Source organism: Pseudomonas sp. HMSC057H01 (genome assembly GCF_001836405.1).
In the GTDB taxonomy this organism is placed as follows: domain Bacteria; phylum Pseudomonadota; class Gammaproteobacteria; order Pseudomonadales; family Pseudomonadaceae; genus Pseudomonas; species Pseudomonas aeruginosa.
This window is the reverse complement of sequence record NZ_KV828383.1, coordinates 53,187-69,562: the sequence shown is the minus strand read 5'-3', so window position 1 is coordinate 69,562 and position 16,376 is coordinate 53,187. Positions and strand designations below refer to the sequence as shown.

General features: G+C 68.5%; 14 protein-coding genes. 3 read left to right on the top strand and 11 right to left on the bottom strand.

Features of this window, described 5'->3' with window-relative positions:
- The first annotated feature begins 91 nt into the window (after positions 1-91).
- Positions 92-1,297, top strand: coding sequence for an MFS transporter (locus HMPREF2581_RS02850; protein ID WP_003110750.1), 1,206 nt, complete (start codon positions 92-94; stop codon positions 1,295-1,297).
- Here HMPREF2581_RS02850 and HMPREF2581_RS02845 read toward each other — a convergent pair.
- Positions 1,261-2,331 carry a CTP synthase C-terminal region-related (seleno)protein gene (locus tag HMPREF2581_RS02845; RefSeq protein WP_003089287.1) on the bottom strand — a complete coding sequence of 357 codons (1,071 nt, stop codon included), beginning with the start codon at positions 2,329-2,331 and terminating at the stop codon, positions 1,261-1,263. The two genes, HMPREF2581_RS02850 and HMPREF2581_RS02845, sit on opposite strands and share 37 nt — an antisense overlap.
- 86 nt (positions 2,332-2,417) lie before the next feature.
- Here HMPREF2581_RS02845 and HMPREF2581_RS02840 point away from each other — a divergent pair, with 86 nt between their 5' ends.
- Positions 2,418-3,314, top strand: coding sequence for a LysR family transcriptional regulator (locus HMPREF2581_RS02840; protein ID WP_003110749.1), 897 nt, complete (start codon positions 2,418-2,420; stop codon positions 3,312-3,314).
- A gap of 99 nt (positions 3,315-3,413) precedes the next feature.
- On the opposite strand, the gene HMPREF2581_RS02835 is transcribed toward HMPREF2581_RS02840, so the two are convergent.
- From HMPREF2581_RS02835 to ptxS, 8 genes are all read right to left on the bottom strand, one after another.
- On the bottom strand, positions 3,414-4,733 hold the full coding sequence (locus HMPREF2581_RS02835) for a cytochrome c (protein ID WP_003139438.1): 1,320 nt from the start codon (positions 4,731-4,733) through the stop codon (positions 3,414-3,416).
- Positions 4,734-4,744: 11 nt separating this feature from the next.
- On the bottom strand, positions 4,745-6,520 hold the full coding sequence (locus tag HMPREF2581_RS02830; protein ID WP_003110747.1) for a GMC family oxidoreductase: 1,776 nt from the start codon (positions 6,518-6,520) through the stop codon (positions 4,745-4,747).
- 2 nt (positions 6,521-6,522) lie between these two features.
- Positions 6,523-7,239, bottom strand: coding sequence for a gluconate 2-dehydrogenase subunit 3 family protein (locus HMPREF2581_RS02825; protein ID WP_003139440.1), 717 nt, complete (start codon positions 7,237-7,239; stop codon positions 6,523-6,525).
- Positions 7,240-7,406: 167 nt separating this feature from the next.
- Positions 7,407-8,393, bottom strand: coding sequence for a 2-hydroxyacid dehydrogenase (locus tag HMPREF2581_RS02820; RefSeq protein WP_003139442.1), 987 nt, complete (start codon positions 8,391-8,393; stop codon positions 7,407-7,409).
- Between the two features lie 18 nt (positions 8,394-8,411).
- On the bottom strand, positions 8,412-9,719 hold the full coding sequence (locus tag HMPREF2581_RS02815; RefSeq protein WP_003113740.1) for an MFS transporter: 1,308 nt from the start codon (positions 9,717-9,719) through the stop codon (positions 8,412-8,414).
- Between the two features lie 62 nt (positions 9,720-9,781).
- Positions 9,782-10,732 carry a sugar kinase gene (locus tag HMPREF2581_RS02810; protein WP_003139444.1) on the bottom strand — a complete coding sequence of 317 codons (951 nt, stop codon included), beginning with the start codon at positions 10,730-10,732 and terminating at the stop codon, positions 9,782-9,784.
- Positions 10,725-11,507 carry an apurinic/apyrimidinic endonuclease family protein gene (locus tag HMPREF2581_RS02805; RefSeq protein WP_003139446.1) on the bottom strand — a complete coding sequence of 261 codons (783 nt, stop codon included), beginning with the start codon at positions 11,505-11,507 and terminating at the stop codon, positions 10,725-10,727. The genes HMPREF2581_RS02810 and HMPREF2581_RS02805 overlap by 8 nt, the downstream gene beginning before the upstream one ends.
- 71 nt (positions 11,508-11,578) lie before the next feature.
- Positions 11,579-12,601, bottom strand: coding sequence for a transcriptional regulator PtxS (ptxS, locus tag HMPREF2581_RS02800; RefSeq protein WP_003089268.1), 1,023 nt, complete (start codon positions 12,599-12,601; stop codon positions 11,579-11,581).
- Between the two features lie 561 nt (positions 12,602-13,162).
- Between ptxS and ptxR the strand changes: the two genes are divergently transcribed.
- Entirely contained in the window at positions 13,163-14,101 is a 939-nt protein-coding gene (ptxR, locus tag HMPREF2581_RS02795; protein ID WP_003139449.1) for an HTH-type transcriptional regulator PtxR, read from the top strand.
- Positions 14,102-14,203: 102 nt separating this feature from the next.
- On the opposite strand, the gene pvcD is transcribed toward ptxR, so the two are convergent.
- Both pvcD and pvcC read right to left on the bottom strand, forming a co-directional pair.
- The gene (pvcD, locus tag HMPREF2581_RS02790; RefSeq protein ID WP_003089261.1) at positions 14,204-14,851 is read right to left on the bottom strand and encodes a paerucumarin biosynthesis heme-binding protein PvcD; all 648 of its coding nucleotides are present in this window, start codon (positions 14,849-14,851) and stop codon (positions 14,204-14,206) included.
- Positions 14,844-16,346, bottom strand: a complete 1,503-nt coding sequence (gene pvcC, locus HMPREF2581_RS02785) for a paerucumarin biosynthesis protein PvcC (RefSeq protein ID WP_003089259.1) — start codon at positions 16,344-16,346, stop codon at positions 14,844-14,846. Before pvcC ends, pvcD begins: the two co-directional genes overlap by 8 nt.
- Positions 16,347-16,376: the final 30 nt, after the last annotated feature.

Below are 16,376 nucleotides of genomic sequence, written 5' to 3'. Positions count from 1 at the left end.
TCTCCATGATTTTTGACATACGCTGCGTATGTTAATTTCGTCTTCTCCCGTCGTCGCCGGTTCCGCTGGAGCCGGCCAGCCGAGGCTTTCCATGAGCAACCCCTATCTCGAACTGTTCGCCGCGCCCGGCGCCAAGGGCTTTTCAGCCGCCGGCCTGCTGGCGCGGATGCCCCTGTCGATGACCGGCCTGGGCATCGTCACCATGCTTTCCCAGGTGCATGCCGACTACTGGCTGGCCGGTACCGTGGCGGCCACCTTCGTGTTCTGCAATGCCTTGCTCGCGCCGCAGGTATCGCGCCTGGTGGACCGCTTCGGCCAGGGCCGGGTGCTGCTCCCGGCCGCTCTGGCCAGCGCCCTGGCGATGAGCGCGCTGTTGCTGTGTACGCACTATCGAGCGCCGAATGCCTGGCTCTACCTGTTCGCCTTGCTCGCCGGGGCGATGCCGAGCATGCCGGCCATGGTGCGGGCGCGCTGGACCGAGCTGTACCGGGGCTCGCCGAAGCTGCACACGGCGTTTTCCTTCGAATCGGTGATGGACGAGGTGTGCTACATCATCGGGCCGGTGCTGGCGGTGAGCCTCAGCGTCGGCTGGTTCGCCGAGGCGGGGCCGCTGCTGGCGACGCTGTTCCTGGTCGCCGGGGTGAGCCTGTTCAGCCTGCAACGCGGCACCGAACCGCCGCTGCATGCCCATCCGCGGCGCCGCGCCGGCAGCGCGCTGGCCTATCCGGCGGTACGCGTGCTGGCGCTGGTGCTGGCCGCCATCGGGGTGATCTTCGGCGCGGTGGAAGTGGTCAGCGTGGCCTTCGCCGAGGCGCACGGCAACAAGGCTGCGGCAAGCCTGGTGTTGTCGGTCTATGCCGTCGGCTCATGTCTCGCGGGATTGCTGTTCGGGCTGCTGCGCTGGCGCCTGGCGCTTTCCCGGCAATTGCTCAGCATGGTTACGCTGATGGCCCTGAGCCTGATGCCGCTGCTAGGGGTGGAGAGCATCCTTGCGCTTGCCCTGACCGTGCTGGTGGCCGGTTTCAGCGTGGCGCCGACGATGATCCTGGCCATGGGCCTGGTCGAGCGCGCGGTGGACCCGGCACGCCTCACCGAAGGCCTGACCTGGGCCATCACCGGGCTGGGCATCGGCATGGCCCTGGGCTCGGCGCTGGCCGGTTGGGTGGTGGAGGGCTACGGCGCCGCCAGCGGTTTCCTCGTCGCGGTCGGCGCCGGCTGGCTGGCCTGGCTGCTGGCCCTGGCCTGCTTCCGGGTGCTGGCTCAGGACGAGGCCGGAGACTGCGCGGTGTCCGGCTGAGCCGGGAAGGCGTATTCGCGTTCGACCCGGGCGATCCGCGCGCTGAAACCGGCGTACCAGTCGCGCCGGCCGCGCGCCTGGGCGTCGCGGTGCTCCGCGTGGCGGCTCCAGGCACGGATCGCCGCCTCGCTGTCCCAGTAGGAGACGGTGATGCCGAAACCGTCGGCGCCGCGGACCGACTCCACGCCGAGATAGCCCGGCTGGCGGCTGGCCAGTTCCAGCATGCGCTCGGCCGCTTCGGCGTAGCCGTCGTCGACGGCGCTGCGATGGGAGCTGAAGATCACTGCGTAATAAGGTGTCGGGCCGCGCCGGGGGCGGTCGCGGCGCTGCGTCCGGCACGCCTCGACGAATGCCTTCGGCAGTGGCGGCAGGACGCCGGCCAGGGCTGCCCGCTCGGGTTGGAACAGGGTGGCGACGAAGAACGGATGCTGTTCCAGCTCCACCGCGCGGATCGCTCCGTCGGCGCTCCAGGCGCTGGCCCGCAGTGCGCCGCCGGTAAGTTCCGCGGCGAAGCGCGGGGCGATTGCGTAGCGGCAGTGGTAGTCCGCCTCGATCCAGTCGGCAGCATACGCCAGGGCCAGGCGCGAGCCGCGCAGCAGGCGGACTTCCTCGCGGGCTTCGAGCAGAGCGCAGGGCAGGGCGGCGATCACCGCCTGGTCGCTGTGCGGATGCTCCTCGCCATGGGTCGCCGCCTGCCAGCCGAGGGCGTTGCGGGCGAACTCGAGGATCGTGTGCTGGAAGCCGGCGCAGGTACCGAGGAACGGCCGGCGCCGGCCCCGGGCATGGGCGATCAGGCGCAGCACCGCGTCGGCGTCGCGATAGGGGCTGCCCGGCACGCACCAGAACCCGTCATAGCGCTCCAGCGCCGGCTCGGCGGGCAGGCGGTCGCTGGCCAGCCAGTCGAATGCGATCTCCAGGCCGAGTGCCTCGCCGGCCAGGCGCAGGGCCAGGGGAATCGCCCGGTGGGCGGTGATGTGCGGGTCGTGGTCGCCGACCAAGGCAATGCGCAGCGGCGCCGCGGGAGGGGTGGACATCCGTTTTCGCTCCAGTTTCGCCACGCCGGTTGGCGGGCCCTGGCGCTCACTCTATAGTTGCGTTTCCGCACTCGATATCGGCGCCAATGCAAAAGATGAATGCACCGCTGCAATATCGCCTGGACCATGCCGATCTTGCCCTGGTCCTCGCCCTGGTTCGCGGCGGTAGCCTGGCGCGGGCCGCAGAGTTGCTCAGGGTCGATGTGTCGACGGTCTTCCGGGCCATCCGCCGGCTGGAGAAGAACCTCGGCAAGGCGTTGTTCGACAAGAGCCGCAGCGGCTACCTGGCGAACCAGACCGCCCGCCGCCTGGCGCAGCAGGCAGAACTGGCGGAACAGGCGCTGGAGGCGGCGCGCATCGGCCTCGAACTGGAGCGCGAGGTGCTCAGCGGTACCGTGCGCCTGACCTGCTCCGACGCCGTCCTGCATGGCCTGCTGCTGCCGGCGCTGGCGCGCTTCATGCCTGGCTATCCGGCCCTGCAACTGGAGCTGGCGACCTCCAACGACTTTGCCAACCTCAGCCGGCGCGACGCCGACATCGCCCTGCGCATGACCCGCACGCCGCCGGAACACCTGGTCGGGCGCAACCTCGGCGAGGTGCGCTACGTGCTCTGCGCCAGCGAACGCTACCTGGAGGGCCGCGACGCGACGGAGCCCGCCATGCTGCACTGGATCGCCCCGGACGATTTCCTTCCCGACCACCCGAGCGTGGTCTGGCGTCGTCGACACTATCCCGGGGTATTGCCGGCCTACCGCTGCAACGGCGTGCTGGCGGTCTCCGAGATGGCCCGCGCCGGCCTCGGCCTGGCGGCGATCCCCGCCTACCTGCTGCGCGACGGCGACGGCCTGCGGGTACTGGACGCCGACCTCGAGGGCTGCGCCAGCGCCCTGTGGCTGCTGACCCGTCCGGACTGCCGGGCGTTGCGCTCGGTGGTCGCGTTGTTCGACGAGCTGGGGCGGCATGTGCGCTTGGGTGATGAGTGAAGGAGGAGGGCCGTGCCCGGTACGGCGCGCTCCCGCTCCCCAACCCTCTCCCGCGAGCGGGAGAGGGGCTGGAATGGCGTTTCGCCAGAGGCCTGGCGCTCAGCCGCGATCCGCCGCGGCCGGTCCCGGCGGCGGAATGTCGCCCACCGCCGCCGCGCCGGTGTCCTTGCGCAGGCGCTTGACCTCGTCGACGCTGACGCTCGGCGCCTGGTTGCCCCAACTGGTGCGGATGAAGTTGACCACGTCGGCGATCTCCTGGTCGTTCATCCGCCAGCCGAACGGCGGCATGGTGAAGCTCGACGGTGCCTGGTGGGTGGCCGGCAGGGTGCCGCCCTTGAGCACGATGTGCACCAGGGAGGTCGGGTCGCTGCCGGTCACCACCGGGTTGCCGGCCAGGGCCGGGAAGACCCGCGCATAGCCCTTGCCGTCGGTGCGGTGGCAGGCCCCGCAGTTGTCGACGTAGAGCGCCGCGCCGGTCTTGCTGTCGTCGCCGTGGAACAGTGCCTGGGCCACGCTCTCGTCGTAGACGTGCGGCTGGTCGGAGGGGTCCGCCGGCGGCAGCGACTTGAGGTAGCGGGCGATGGCGGTGAGGTCGGCGTCGGTCATGTACTGCATGCTGTGCACCACCACGTCGGACATGCCGCCGAACACCGCGCTGCGCTCGCTGCGGCCGGTGCGCAGGAAGCTGACCAGGTCGGCTTCGCTCCAACTGCCCAGTCCGGTCCGGTGGTCGCCGCGCAGGCTCTTGGCGATCCAGTTCTCCAGCGGCGCGCTGCCGGACAGGTAGGCCGCGCCATCGCTCGCCGCCAGGGCCTTCTCCTGCATGCCCAGCCCACGCGGGGTATGGCAGGCGCCACAGTGGCCAAGGCCTTCGACCAGGTAGGCGCCGCGCGCCAGCACCGGGTCCTGCCCGGCGGCGGCCTGGAAGTCCTTCACCTCGGGAGCGAAGGTCCAGCGCCAGAATGCCAGCGGCCAGCGCATCGACAGCGGCCAGGGGATGTCGCTGGCCTTGTTGGGCTGCTCCACCGGCTCCACGCCATGCATGAAGTAGGCGTAGAGGGCGCGCATGTCCGCTTCGCTGACTCGCGCGTAGGACGGGTAGGGCATCGCCGGGTAGAGGGTGTCGCCGGATCTGGCCACGCCGTGGCGCACGGCACGGTCGAAGTCCTCGAAGCTGTAGTCGCCGATGCCGGTCTTGCGGTCCGGGGTGATGTTGGTCGAGTACACCGCGCCGATCGGCGTTTCCATCGGCAGGCCCCCGGCGAACGGCTTGCCGTCCCTGGCGGTGTGGCAGGCCACGCAATCGCCGGCGCGGGCCAGGTATTCGCCCTGCCTGACCAGGGCCGGGTCCGGCGCTGCGGCGGCCTGGGCGATGCCGCAGGCGAGGGCGGAGAGGGCGAGGAAGGCTGTCGGTTTCATCGTTGCGCTCCTCATGCCTGCACCAGCGGACCGGGGTTCTTCAGGTATTGCTCGCGGATCGCCTTGGCCGACCAGTAGGCCAGCGCCGCCACCAGCCCAGTGGGGTTGTAGCCGGTGCCCTGGGGGAAGGCCGAGGCGCCCATGACGAAGACATTGTGCACGTCCCAGCTCTGCAGGTAGCGGTTGAGCACGCTGGTCTTCGGATCGCTGCCCATGATCGCCCCGCCGAGCAGGTGGGTGGTCTGGTAGACCCGTGTATTGAAGTGGTCGCCGAAGTTCTTGACGCTCACCGAGATGGCCTTCGGGTTCATCGCCTCGGCGATCTTGCGCATGTGCTCGGTGACGTAGCGGCTCATGCGGATCTCGTTGTCCTTCCAGTCGAAGGTCATGCGCAGCAGTGGCTGGCCGTAGGCGTCCTTGTAGGTCGGGTCGAGGTCGAGGTAGTTGTCGCGGTAGGTCATGTTGCTGCCGTGGGCGTCCATCGACACGGTGTGCGTGTAGGCGTCCTTGACCGCCTGTTTCCAGCCGCTGCCCCAGCTCGGCGTGCCGGGCGGCACGGCGAGGCCGCCGATCGGCTTGGAGCCGGCCTGGTTGACCCACATCGGCGAGCCGCCGACGAAGCCCAGCGGTCCGTGGTCGAAGTTGTCGGCGTTGAAGTCGTCCACCGCCACGCCGCCGCCGCCGGTGCCGACGAAGGGGTTGGTATGCACGTCCTTGTCGAAGAACGCCTTGATGGTGGCCATGTTCTGGTAGGCGAAGTTCTTCCCCACCACGCCCTCGCCGGTGCGCGGGTCATAGGGCTTGCCGATGCCGGAGAGCAGCAGCAGGCGCACGTTGTGGAACTGGAAGGCACTGATGATCACCAGCTTCGCCGGCTGCACGATCTCGCGCCCCTGGGCGTCGACGTAGGTCACGCCGGTGGCCTGCCTGCCGTCGCTGTCGAGGTTGACCTTGAGCACGTTGCAGTTGGCGCGCAGTTCGAACAGCGGGGTCTGGCGCAGCGCCGGCAGGATGTTCAGGTTCGGCGAGGCCTTGGAATACATGTAGCAAGCGTAGCCGCTGCAGAAGCCGCAGAAGTTGCACGGCCCCATCTGCACCCCGTAGGGGTTGGTCCAGGGCCCCGAAGCGTTGGCCGCCGGCAGGTCGTAGGGGTGCAGGCCGAGTTCCTCGGCGGCCTTGCGGAACAGTTGCGCGGAGTACACCTGGCGCAGCGCCGGCAGCGGGAAGTCGTCCGAGCGGTCGGCGGCGAACGGATTGCCCTTGCCGACCACCTGGCCCTTGACCGTATGCGCGGTGCCGGAGGTGCCGAAGACCTTCTCGGCGAAATCGAAGTGCGGCTCCAGCTCTTCGTAGCTGACCCCGTAGTCCTGGATGGTCATGCCTTCGGGGATGAATTTCTTGCCGTAGCGTTCCTCGTAGTGACTGCGCAGGCGCAGTTCCTCGGGCATGATCCGGAAATGCACGCCGGACCAGTGCAGGCCGGCGCCACCGACGCCGTCGCCGGGAAGGAAGGCGGAGAGCTGACGGTAGGGCAGCGCGGTGTCGTTGATCCCGTGGCGGATGCTCACGGTGCTCTTGGAGAGATTCTGGAACAGCTTGCCGCGTGTGTTGTAGGTCAGCTCGTCGAGGGTGTTCGGGTAGGCGCCGTCGGGATAGGTATCGCGGTTCTCGCCGCGCTCCAGCGCCACCACGTTGAGCCCGGCCTCGGTCAGCTCCTTGGCCAGGATCGCTCCGGTCCAGCCGAAGCCGACCACCACCGCGTCCACCGGTTTGAGTGTCGTCGCCATGTTCAGCCCCTCTCGCCGGAAATCGCCACCGGCGGGAAGGGATACTTCTCGCCACGGTCGGCCCAGTCCATGAAGTCGGCGCGGGCACCGGGGAAACCGACCAGCTTCCAGCCCACCAGGCCGCGATTGCCACCGTGCTGCGGATCGGAGAAGAAGCCTTCGCGGGTGTTCTGCAGCAACTGGCCGAAGAGCAGCTTGGCCGGCAGGTCCTGCAGGTCGATCTGGCCGGCTTCCAGGCGTTGCAGGATGTCGTCCTGCGCTGACGGCTCCAGCTCGGCGAACGGCTTGCCCTGGTTGGCCTTGCTCCAGCGTTCCAGGGCGGCGATGCCGACCCGGTAGATGTCGCGTGGCACCAGCTTCAACTGATGGCCGAACTCCGGCGCGGCGTCGGTGACGAACGGTCCCTGCATGTACCAGAGTGCGCCGTGCCCGTAGGGGGTTTCCATCTGTCGGTCGATGAACTCCGGCACTCCGGCCTCGATGGCGCCGGGACCGTTGTCGTCGCTGGGGATCAGTCGCGCCACCGCGGCGTTGACGAAAGCCCATTCGGTGTTGGTGAAGAAGCGAGGCTGGTAGCGTTCGCGGGGTTTGTCCTGCTCGGCGGCGGGCGTCTGCATGGCATGGCCGACGCCATAGCCGGCCAGGGTCACCGCCGGGATCACGGTCAGGGTCTTGCGCAGGAAGTCGCGGCGGCCGTTGACGGCCTTGTCATCGGGCATGGTGGGGTCCTCTCTGGATCATCACGGTTTCGTCTTTCTGATAATGATTAGCAGGCTAATTATAAGTTCATGTGTCACGTTGAAAAAACGTTTCAGCAAGGATTCAGGCAGGCCAATACCGGCAAGTGAAGCAGAACGGCGCGCCGGGCGTCGGCCCGGCGCGGCCTTCAGGCGCCTCGCCGTCGCGCCCAGGCCGAAGGATTGACCAGGTTCAGCGGCCGCTCGCCGGCGAGGGCGGCCAGCAGGTTGTCCACCGCGCAGCGGGCCATGGCTTCGCGGGTTTCCTCGGTGGCCGAGCCGATGTGCGGGGTGGCCACCACGTTCGGCAGGCGCAGCAGCGGCGAGTCGGGAGACAGCGGCTCGCGCTCGAACACGTCGAGGCCGGCGGCGCGGATCCGCCGCTGGGCCAGGGCCTCGATCAGGGCCGCCTCGTCGATCACCCGGCCACGGGAGATGTTGATGAAGATCGCCTGTGGACGCATCCGGGCGAACTGCGCGGCACCGATCAGGCCTTCGGTGGCGGCGGTCAGCGGCAGGGTCAGGCAGACGAAGTCGGATTCCTCGAGCAGCGCGTCGAGGGAGCGGTAGCTCGCTGCGTAGCGTTCTTCGACGTGGGGCTTCGGGCTATGGCTGTGGTACAGCACGCGCATGCCGAAGCCGTGGTGCCCGCGCCGGGCCAGGGCCTCGCCGATGCGGCCCATGCCGACGATACCGAGGGTCTTGCCATGCACGTCGGTACCGAACTGGGCGGCGCCGACGCTCTTCTTCCATTCCCCGGCGCGCACCCAGCCGGCCAGTTCCACTACCCGCCGGGCTGTCGCCAGGATCAGCGCGAAGCCGGTGTCGGCGGTGGTCTCGGTGAGCACGTCGGGGGTATTGCTGAGGAGGATGCCGCGGCGGTCGAGGTAGTCGATGTCATAGTTGTCGACGCCCACCGAGACGCTGGCGATGGCTTCCAGTCGCGGTGCCAGGTCGAGCAGTCCGGCCTCCAGGCGCAGGCTGGCGCCGAGCAGGCCGTGGGCCTCGGGCAGGGCGTCGCGCAAGCGGGCCAGGCCGTCGCGGCCGGGCTCCTCGATCAGGAGCACCTCGACCCGTTCGCGCAGGCGTTCCATCAGGGGCGCGGAGAGACGTTTGTAGAGAACCACTTTCTTCATCGGATGCTCCGGAGTCGGTCAGGGGTGGGCCGGCGCCGCCCGCCGCGAGGCGTGCGCGCGAGCGGCATCGGGCTCGCGCTTGTCGGCGTGCGGGTTGAGGAACACGGTGAGCAGCACCGACAGCAGCAGCGCTCCGCTCATGAACAGATAGGAAGCCCCGGGCCCGCCGGTGATGCCGTTCAGGTAGCCGACCAGCCAGGAGCCGGAGAACGAGCCCAGCGCGCCCATGCTGTTGATCAGCGCCATGGCGCCGCCGGCGACGTTGGCCGGGAGGACTTCCGGGACGATGGCGAAGAACGGTCCGTAGGGCGCGTACATGCAGGCCCCGGCCAGCACCAGCAGGGCGTAGGACAGCCAGAAGTGCTCGCTGCCGAGGGCGTAGGAACCGTAGAAGGCGATGGACGCGATGAGCAGCGGCGGCCAGACGAAACGCTTGCGTTTCTGCAACCGGTCCGAGGCCCAGGACACTCCGAGCATGGCGATCACCGCCGCCAGGTAGGGCAGCGCCGACAGCCAGCCGGCTTCGATGATGTCGATGTTGGCGCCGTGCTTGAGGATCGACGGCAGCCAGAGGACGAAGCCGTAGACGCCGATGCTCCAGCAGAAATACTGCAGCGAGAGGACGATGACCTTTGGCGAACGGAACGCCTCGCGGTAGTTCTTCACTGGCTTGATGCCCTGCTGCTCGGCGGCCAGGGCGTCTTCCAGGTCGCGTTTTTCCGAGCCGCTCAGCCAGGCGGCCTGGCGCGGGCGGTCATCCACCAGGCGCCACCAGATGAAGGCCCAGATCACCGCCGGCAGGCCTTCGATGATGAACATCCAGCGCCAGCTGAAATGCTCCACCAGGTAGCCGGAGACCACCGACATCCAGAGGATGGTCACCGGGTTGCCGAGGATCAGGAAGGTGTTCGCCCGCGAGCGCTCGGCGCGGGTGAACCAGTGGCAGAGGTAGACCAGCATCGCTGGCATCACCGCCGCCTCGACCACGCCGAGGAGGAAGCGGATGCCGATCAGCAGGTAGACGTTGGCGACCATCCCGGTCAGGGTGGCCAGCCCGCCCCAGAGGATCAGGCTGACGAAGATCAGCTTCTTGACGCTGCGCTTTTCCGCGTAGATCGCCCCCGGCACCTGGAAGAAGAAGTAACCGAGGAAGAACAGCGCGCCCAGCAGCGAGGACAGCCCGGGAGTGATCCGCAGGTCGTCGGCCATCCCGGAGGCGGCGGCGAAGCCGTAGTTGGCGCGGTCCAGGTAGGCCAGGCTGTAGGTGACGAAAACGATCGGCATGATGTACCACCAGCGGCTGCTGGCGAGGCGAGGCATGGTCATGGTCGGGTATCTCCTGAGCTTGTCTTGTTCTTGTCGCAACAGGTGCCGCGTGGGCGGCGGGTTCAGGCGCTCTTGCGGTGCTCGCGGTCGAGCAGTTGGCTGCGTTTCGGCAGCCCCTCCATGTCGCCGCGGACCTGTACCGCGCGGCTGCCGATCCAGTTGCCGCGCGCCACCGCGTCGGGCAGCGGCAGACCTTCCAGCAGCGCGCTGACCACCCCGACCGCGAAGCCGTCGCCGGCGCCCACGGTGTCCACCACGGTCGCCACCGGCACGCCGGGGACCAGTCCCTCGCCGTGGGCATCGCGATAGTAGGCGCCGCTCGGGCCGAGCTTGATCGCCACCGCGTCGACGCCCATGTCCAGGTAGAACGCGGCGATATCCGCGGGTTCCTGCCAGCCGCTGAGCAGGCGGCCTTCCTCCAGGCCCGGCAGGACCCAGTGGGCATGCGCGGCGAGGGCGTTGATCTCGGCGATCATGCGGCGCTCGCTGGGCCACAGCGAGGGCCGCAGGTTGGGGTCGAAGGACAGGCTGGCGCCCTTGCCGCGCATGCGCCGCATCAGTTCGTGGGACAGTTCGCAGGCACTCGCCGAGAGTGCCGGCGGAATGCCGGTGGCGTGCAGGTGGCGGGCGCCGAGCATTTCTTCGCGGATATGGGCGAGGCCCAGCCGGCTGGCCGCCGAGCCGCGGCGGAAGTACTCGACCCGCGGGTCGGCACCATCGACCTCGCGGGACTTCATCTGGAACCCGGTGGGCGCTTGCGCGTCGACCTCGACGAAGCGGCAGTCGAGACCCTCGCGAGTCAGGCTGTCGAGTACGAAACGGCCGAGCGAGTCGTCGCCGACCCGGCTCAGCCAGGCCACCGCGAAGCCGAGGCGGGCGAGGCCGATGGCGACGTTGCTGTCGGCGCCGGCGATGCGCTTGCCGAACTGCTCGACCCGGTCCAGTTCGCCGGGCTGTTCGGCGACGAACATGGCCATGGTCTCGCCGAAGCAGAGGATCTCGAAGTCAGCCATGCTGGCGTTCCTCCTGGGGATGGCCGAGGCGGGCGAGGGCGGCGATGTGCCGGCGGCTGAGACTGAGCAGGTCGTCGCCCTGCAGCGGGTATTCGATGGCCCGCGCCACGCCTTCCGGGAAATGCTGCAGCAGGCGCTGCCAGTACTGCAGGTCGGCGGCCGACGGCGGTACCGCGACCAGCTTGCCGTCGCGGTTGCGGATCACCGCCTTGCAGTGCACGTAGCCGACGTAGCGGCCCAGGCGCAGGGCGGCATCGTCCACCGCCTGCTCCTGCCAGCGCCAGTTGCCGATGTCGAAGGTCATCGCCAGGTCCAGTTGCTGGCGCTCGGCGAGGCGGAAGAAGCGTTCCAGCACATCGATCCGGCCGCCCTGGGGCGTCTGGTCGTTCTCCACCAGCAGTTGCAAGCCGTGGCGCGCCAGGCGCCGGGCGAGGGCGGCGAGGTCGGGCTGTTCCGGCAGATGACCGAGCGAGACCTTGAGCCAGCCGGCCCCGCAGGCTTCGGCGCGGCGCAGGGTCGGCTCCAGCTCGGGGTTCAACTGGCCGTCTTCGCGCCACAGCTCGAGGGGCGAGGAGAACACGCATTCCAGCCCCTGCAACTGGATGGCGGCGGTCAGCGCTTCGGTATCCGGCGGGCCGGCGAAGAGTTCCTCGCGCAGTTCCACGCGCTGCGCGCCGGCCATCCCCAGCAGGGGCAGGAAGCTGGCCTGGCCGCGACTGCGAACGAGGTCCGCGCCGTAGCTGGAAAGACTGATGGAGACAGGGTGAAGGGACATTGGCGATCCTCTGAAACCGGTTTCATTTCAGGCCGTGCGAAAGCCGCCGGCAACGCGCCGGCGGCAGGCCGCTAGCCGCGTGGATGGGTCGAGCCGCGAACGATCAGTTGCGCCGGGAAGGTCACCCGGCGCGCCGGCTCGCGGTCGCCTTCGAGTCGCGCCAGAAGGCGCTCGAAGGCGGTGCGGCCGATTTCGTCGGTGGGTTGGGCGAGGGCGGTGATGCCGCTGCCCACCAGCGGGTACCAGTCGAGTTCGTCCAGGGCCAGCAGGCCGACCTCGTCGAACAGCCGGCAGCCGAGGTCGCGCAGTTGGCGGGTGGCGCAGAGGGTGGCGACGCCGTTGCAGGTGAACAGCGCCTTCGGCCCGGGGCCGCTGGCCGAAAGGAAGGCGCGCAGGCCGTCGCGGAAGAAGTCGTCGGTCTGCAGGACCTGGCCCTTGAGCGCCGGTCGCCGGCCGATGGAGGCATTGAAGGCCTGGACCCGCTCGATCCGCGAGCTGGTGCCGTCGAGCGGTTCGGTGACCAGCAGGATGTCGCGGAAGCCGCGTTGTTGAAGGTGGTCCAGGGCCTGTTCGACGGCGTCGGCGTTGTCCAGGCCGACCAGGTCGGTATCCAGCTCGGCCAACTGGCGGTCCACCAGCACCATCGGCAGTTCGCGGTGCAGGGCGCGCAGTTCGCCGGGATGGTGGCCGAGGGTGTTCACAATCAGTCCTTCGACGTTGTAGGACTGCAGGGCGGCCAGGTGATGACGTTCCTGCTCGTCGTCGCGGTCGGTATTGCACACCACCAGGCTGTAGCCGTGTTCGCGGCAGGCGGTTTCCACGCCATGCATGACGGCCACGGAGTAGGGGTTGAGGATGTCCGCCACCAGCATTCCGATCAGCCGTGTGCGCCCGCGCTTGAGGCCTCGGGCCATCTGGTTGGGGCGGTAGTCGAGCTGGTCGATGGCGCGCTCGATGCGCCGGGCGGTGGCATCGGCGAGCAACTGGCGGTCGCCGCCGATATAGCGCGACACGCTGGCCTTGGAGACGCCGGCGGCCTCGGCCACCTGGTTGATGGTGACGCGGCCACGGCTGGGCAGTACTGAACCATTCACGGACCTGGTACCTCTTGGTGCTGTTCTTATTGGTGTGTCCGGCTGGTCTTCGCCAGCGGATGCCAGGAGCTGAAACCGGTTTCAGAAAATACCAGAAGGCCGATTCCCGTCAACGGAAAAAACGCCTACCGAGGGGCGGTCAGGCATGACAGCCAGGAGGCTGTTCATGAAAAACGAATAATCGTTTCGCATGATGGCTTTCGATTATTAATGTCGAATGGAATGAATGTGCCGTATCTCCATAAATAAAAAGGAAGTTTGTCCAATACTTGAGAAACTACTTTAAGAGTGGTTTGTCGGTAGAAAGCGATCAATCAGGCGGGGCTCGCTGACATGAAAGCACCCGGCCGACCGTCTGAAGCAGTTCTCACTTATCGGAAAACGAAGGTGGCGCGCTGAAACTTATGCGCGCCTGGCGGTCTTTAACGACGACCTGACCGCCCGGTCGCGTCATCACGCTCACCGATCGTTGCGGGTCCTGTCGAATGCCGCCGTTCCGTCGCAGCAGGATTTTTTCGACAAGACCCGTCCGGACCCACTTCCCGGCTAAGGAATGACAGGATGAGCGCCGCCCTGGAGCGATTGAATCATCTGAACCTGAATCACTTGTATGCCTTCGTCGCCGTCGCCGAACACAACAGCTTCACCGCCGCGGCGGAGGCCCTGGGCTTGTCGAAATCGCTACTCAGCGAGCAGTTGCGACGCCTGGAGGCCGACCTCGGGATCCAGTTGCTGACCCGTACCACCCGTCGCATGACCCTTACCGATCGCGGCGAACTGCTGTTCGGCGTGGCCCAGCGCATGCTCGGCGAGCTGGACGGCGCGCTCTCCGATGTGCGCGACTTGCAGGGCGAGCCCAGTGGCCGGTTGCGCATCACCGCGCCGCAGGACTTCGTCAAGTGGCACATCAGCAGCGTTTCCGCGGCGTTCATCCGGCAGTTTCCCAAGGTCCAGGTGGAAATGCTGGCCGATGACCAGTTCAGCGATCTGGTCGGCCAGCGCATCGATCTCGCGGTACGTATCGGCTGGCCGCGCGACTCCGGCCTGCATGCCAGCAAGCTGTGCGACTTCCAGCAGGTTGCCGTGGCGACGCCGGGATACCTCGCCGGCCTGCCGCCGGTGCTCCAGCCGCACGACCTGGCGCGTTGCGAATGGATCGGCCATACCCGCCTGAGCACGCCCTGGACCTGGACCTTCGAACGCCAGCGCGAGCGTGCCACGGTACAGACCCGAGGGCGCCTGCTGGCGAACAACACCCTGGCGGTGTACCGCCTGGTGCTCGACGGTGCCGGCGTCAGCGTGCTGCCGAGCTTCCTGGTAGCCCGCGAGATCGCCCGCGGACGGCTGGTCCGACTGCTGCCCGGTTGGCGCCTGCCGCAGGGCGGCATCTATGCCCTGTACCCCTCGGCGCGCTACATGCCGGTGCGGGTCAGGGCGTTCATCGAGTCGCTGCGCGAGCATCTCGGTCGCGAGCCGTTCCGCCTGGCGCAGGGCGAATGACGCCGGGCATCCGTGCCTGGGGGTAGGGCGAATAACGCCACAGGCGTTATCCGCCGCTGGCGTCGCGGATAGGCGGCGGATAACCGCGAGCGGTTATTCGCCTTACGGCCCCAGGCTGCCCAGGTAGCCGGCGAGCGCCTGGATGTCACTATCCTCCAGGCCGCCGGCGACCGCGCGCATGGTCGCGCTGTTGCCGCGCTTGCCGTCGCGGAAACCGTGCAACTGGGTTGCCAGGTATTCCGCCCATTGCCCGGCAAGGCGCGGCGCCTTCAGCGCCGCCAGGCCCTGGGCGGCGGGCCCGTGGCAGGTGACGCAGGGGGGTACGCCGCGCTGCGCCAGGCCGTTCTCGAAGAGCTGGCGACCGCGTTCGCGTTGCGCCGGGTCGGCCAGGGTCTGCTCGCCGGCACTCATGCGCTGGGCGGCGAACCAGGCGGAGACGTTGACCACGTCCGCCGCGCTCAGCTCCTCGCCGCGACCGTTGGTGGCCGGGTTGCGCCGGCGCTGGGTCTTGAGGTCGTAGATCTGCTTGTACAGGTATTCCCGGTCGAGCCCGGCGAGCTTCGGGTAGCTGCGGTTCGGTCGTGGCCCGCCGTTGCCGTCGTCGTCGTGGCAGCGCGAGCACATCTTCTGCGCCATCGCCTTGCCGCGCGCCAGGTCGGCCGGCGCGTCCGGGCCCGGCACGGCGGCGGCCAGCGGCAGGGAAAGCAGGGCCGAGAGGCAGCCGGCCAGCCAGCGTTTACGCTCAGTCATGCTGCCAGGGCCCCCGTAGCCAGCCGTGGATGTCGTAGTCGGCCATGCAGCGCTGGACCATCGCCTCGCAGTAGGCCAGGTGCCCGCGACGGCTGGCCCAGGCCAGCGAGTCGAGGCGGATCTGCTCGGCATTGCCGGAATAATGGCTCTCATAGACCGCGTGGCGTGCGCCGAACTCGCTGCCGGTGGCGTCCCAGATCAGCTTGAACAGCTTCAGGCGCTGCTCCGGCTCCAGCTCGGCACCGCGGTAGTAGCTGTCCACCAGCCGCCGCGCCTCGCCGTCGCGCAGGTCGGCGGCGCCCGAGACGGTGACCAGCGGGGCGCCGCCGAGGGCGCTTTCCAGCAACTCGCGGACACGCTTCCAGATCTGCGGCACCTGGATGCGCAGGGCATTGGCGTACTCCAGGCGCGGCACCGCCGAACCGGCGGCGTTGCGCTCCGGGTCGCGGGCCATGGCGGTGGTCAGCGCCTGCAGCAGGTGCTGCAGGGCGATCAGCTCGCCGAGGGCCGCCTGTATCCCGCGGAAGCCCTGGGTGCCATTGGCGCGCACGCCGAGGGAAAGCAGGCCGATCATCAGTTCCAGCTTCACCCCGAGGCGGATGCCGGACTGGAAGTTGTACAGGTTGGCGAAGCCCGACTCGGCATAGAAGCCGGTGGCGCGGCGCAGGTCGCGGTAGACCAGGACGTCCTCCCAGGGAATCAGCGCCTTGTCGAACAGCAGCACGCTGTCGTTCTCGTCGAAACGACTGGACAGCGGGTAGTCGAAGGGACTGCTCGCGCGCTCCTCGTAGGATGGCCGGCACATCAGGCGCAGGCCGGGGTTGTCCATGCGGGCGAAGAACACAACGGCGAAGTCCTCGGCCTTGCCGGCCTCCATCTGCGCCGAGGCGACCGGGGCGACGAAGGTGGCGTTGGTGATGGCGCTGCCGGTGGCGAGCATCTTCGCCCCGCTGACGACGATACCCTGGTCGGTCTCGCGTTCGACGTGGACGAACACGTCGCGCATCTCGTGGATCGCCTTGCTGCGGTCCAGCGGCGGATTGATGATCGCGTGGTTGAGGAACAGCCCGCGGTCGGCGAAGGCGCGGTGCCAGGCGCAGGCGTTCTGCCGGTAGTCGCCGTAGAAGCCGGCGCCGGCCTCCAGCCCGGACATGAACGCCGCCTTGTAGTCCGGGGTACGCCCCATGAAGCCGTAGGTCATGCGCGACCAGCAGCCGATCGCCTCGCGCGCGCCGAGCAGGTCCTCGGCGTTCTGCGCGGGGGTGAAGAAGCGGTGGCTGCGGCGGCCTTGGGCATCGACCCGGGTGAGGACGTCGCGCTGCTCGCCGTGGAGGCCGTCGTAGAGCCCGGCGATGCTGCGGCAGGCGTTGCGGAACGCCCTGTGCCGGGTGACGTCGGCGACCCGTTCGCCGTTGAGGTAGACCTGGCGACCGTCGCGCAGGCTGTCGAGATAGTCGGCGCCGGTCATCAGCGCGTTGGGGACGGAATGGCTCATGCTGGTTCCTTGTCGGGACGCCGGCCGTGG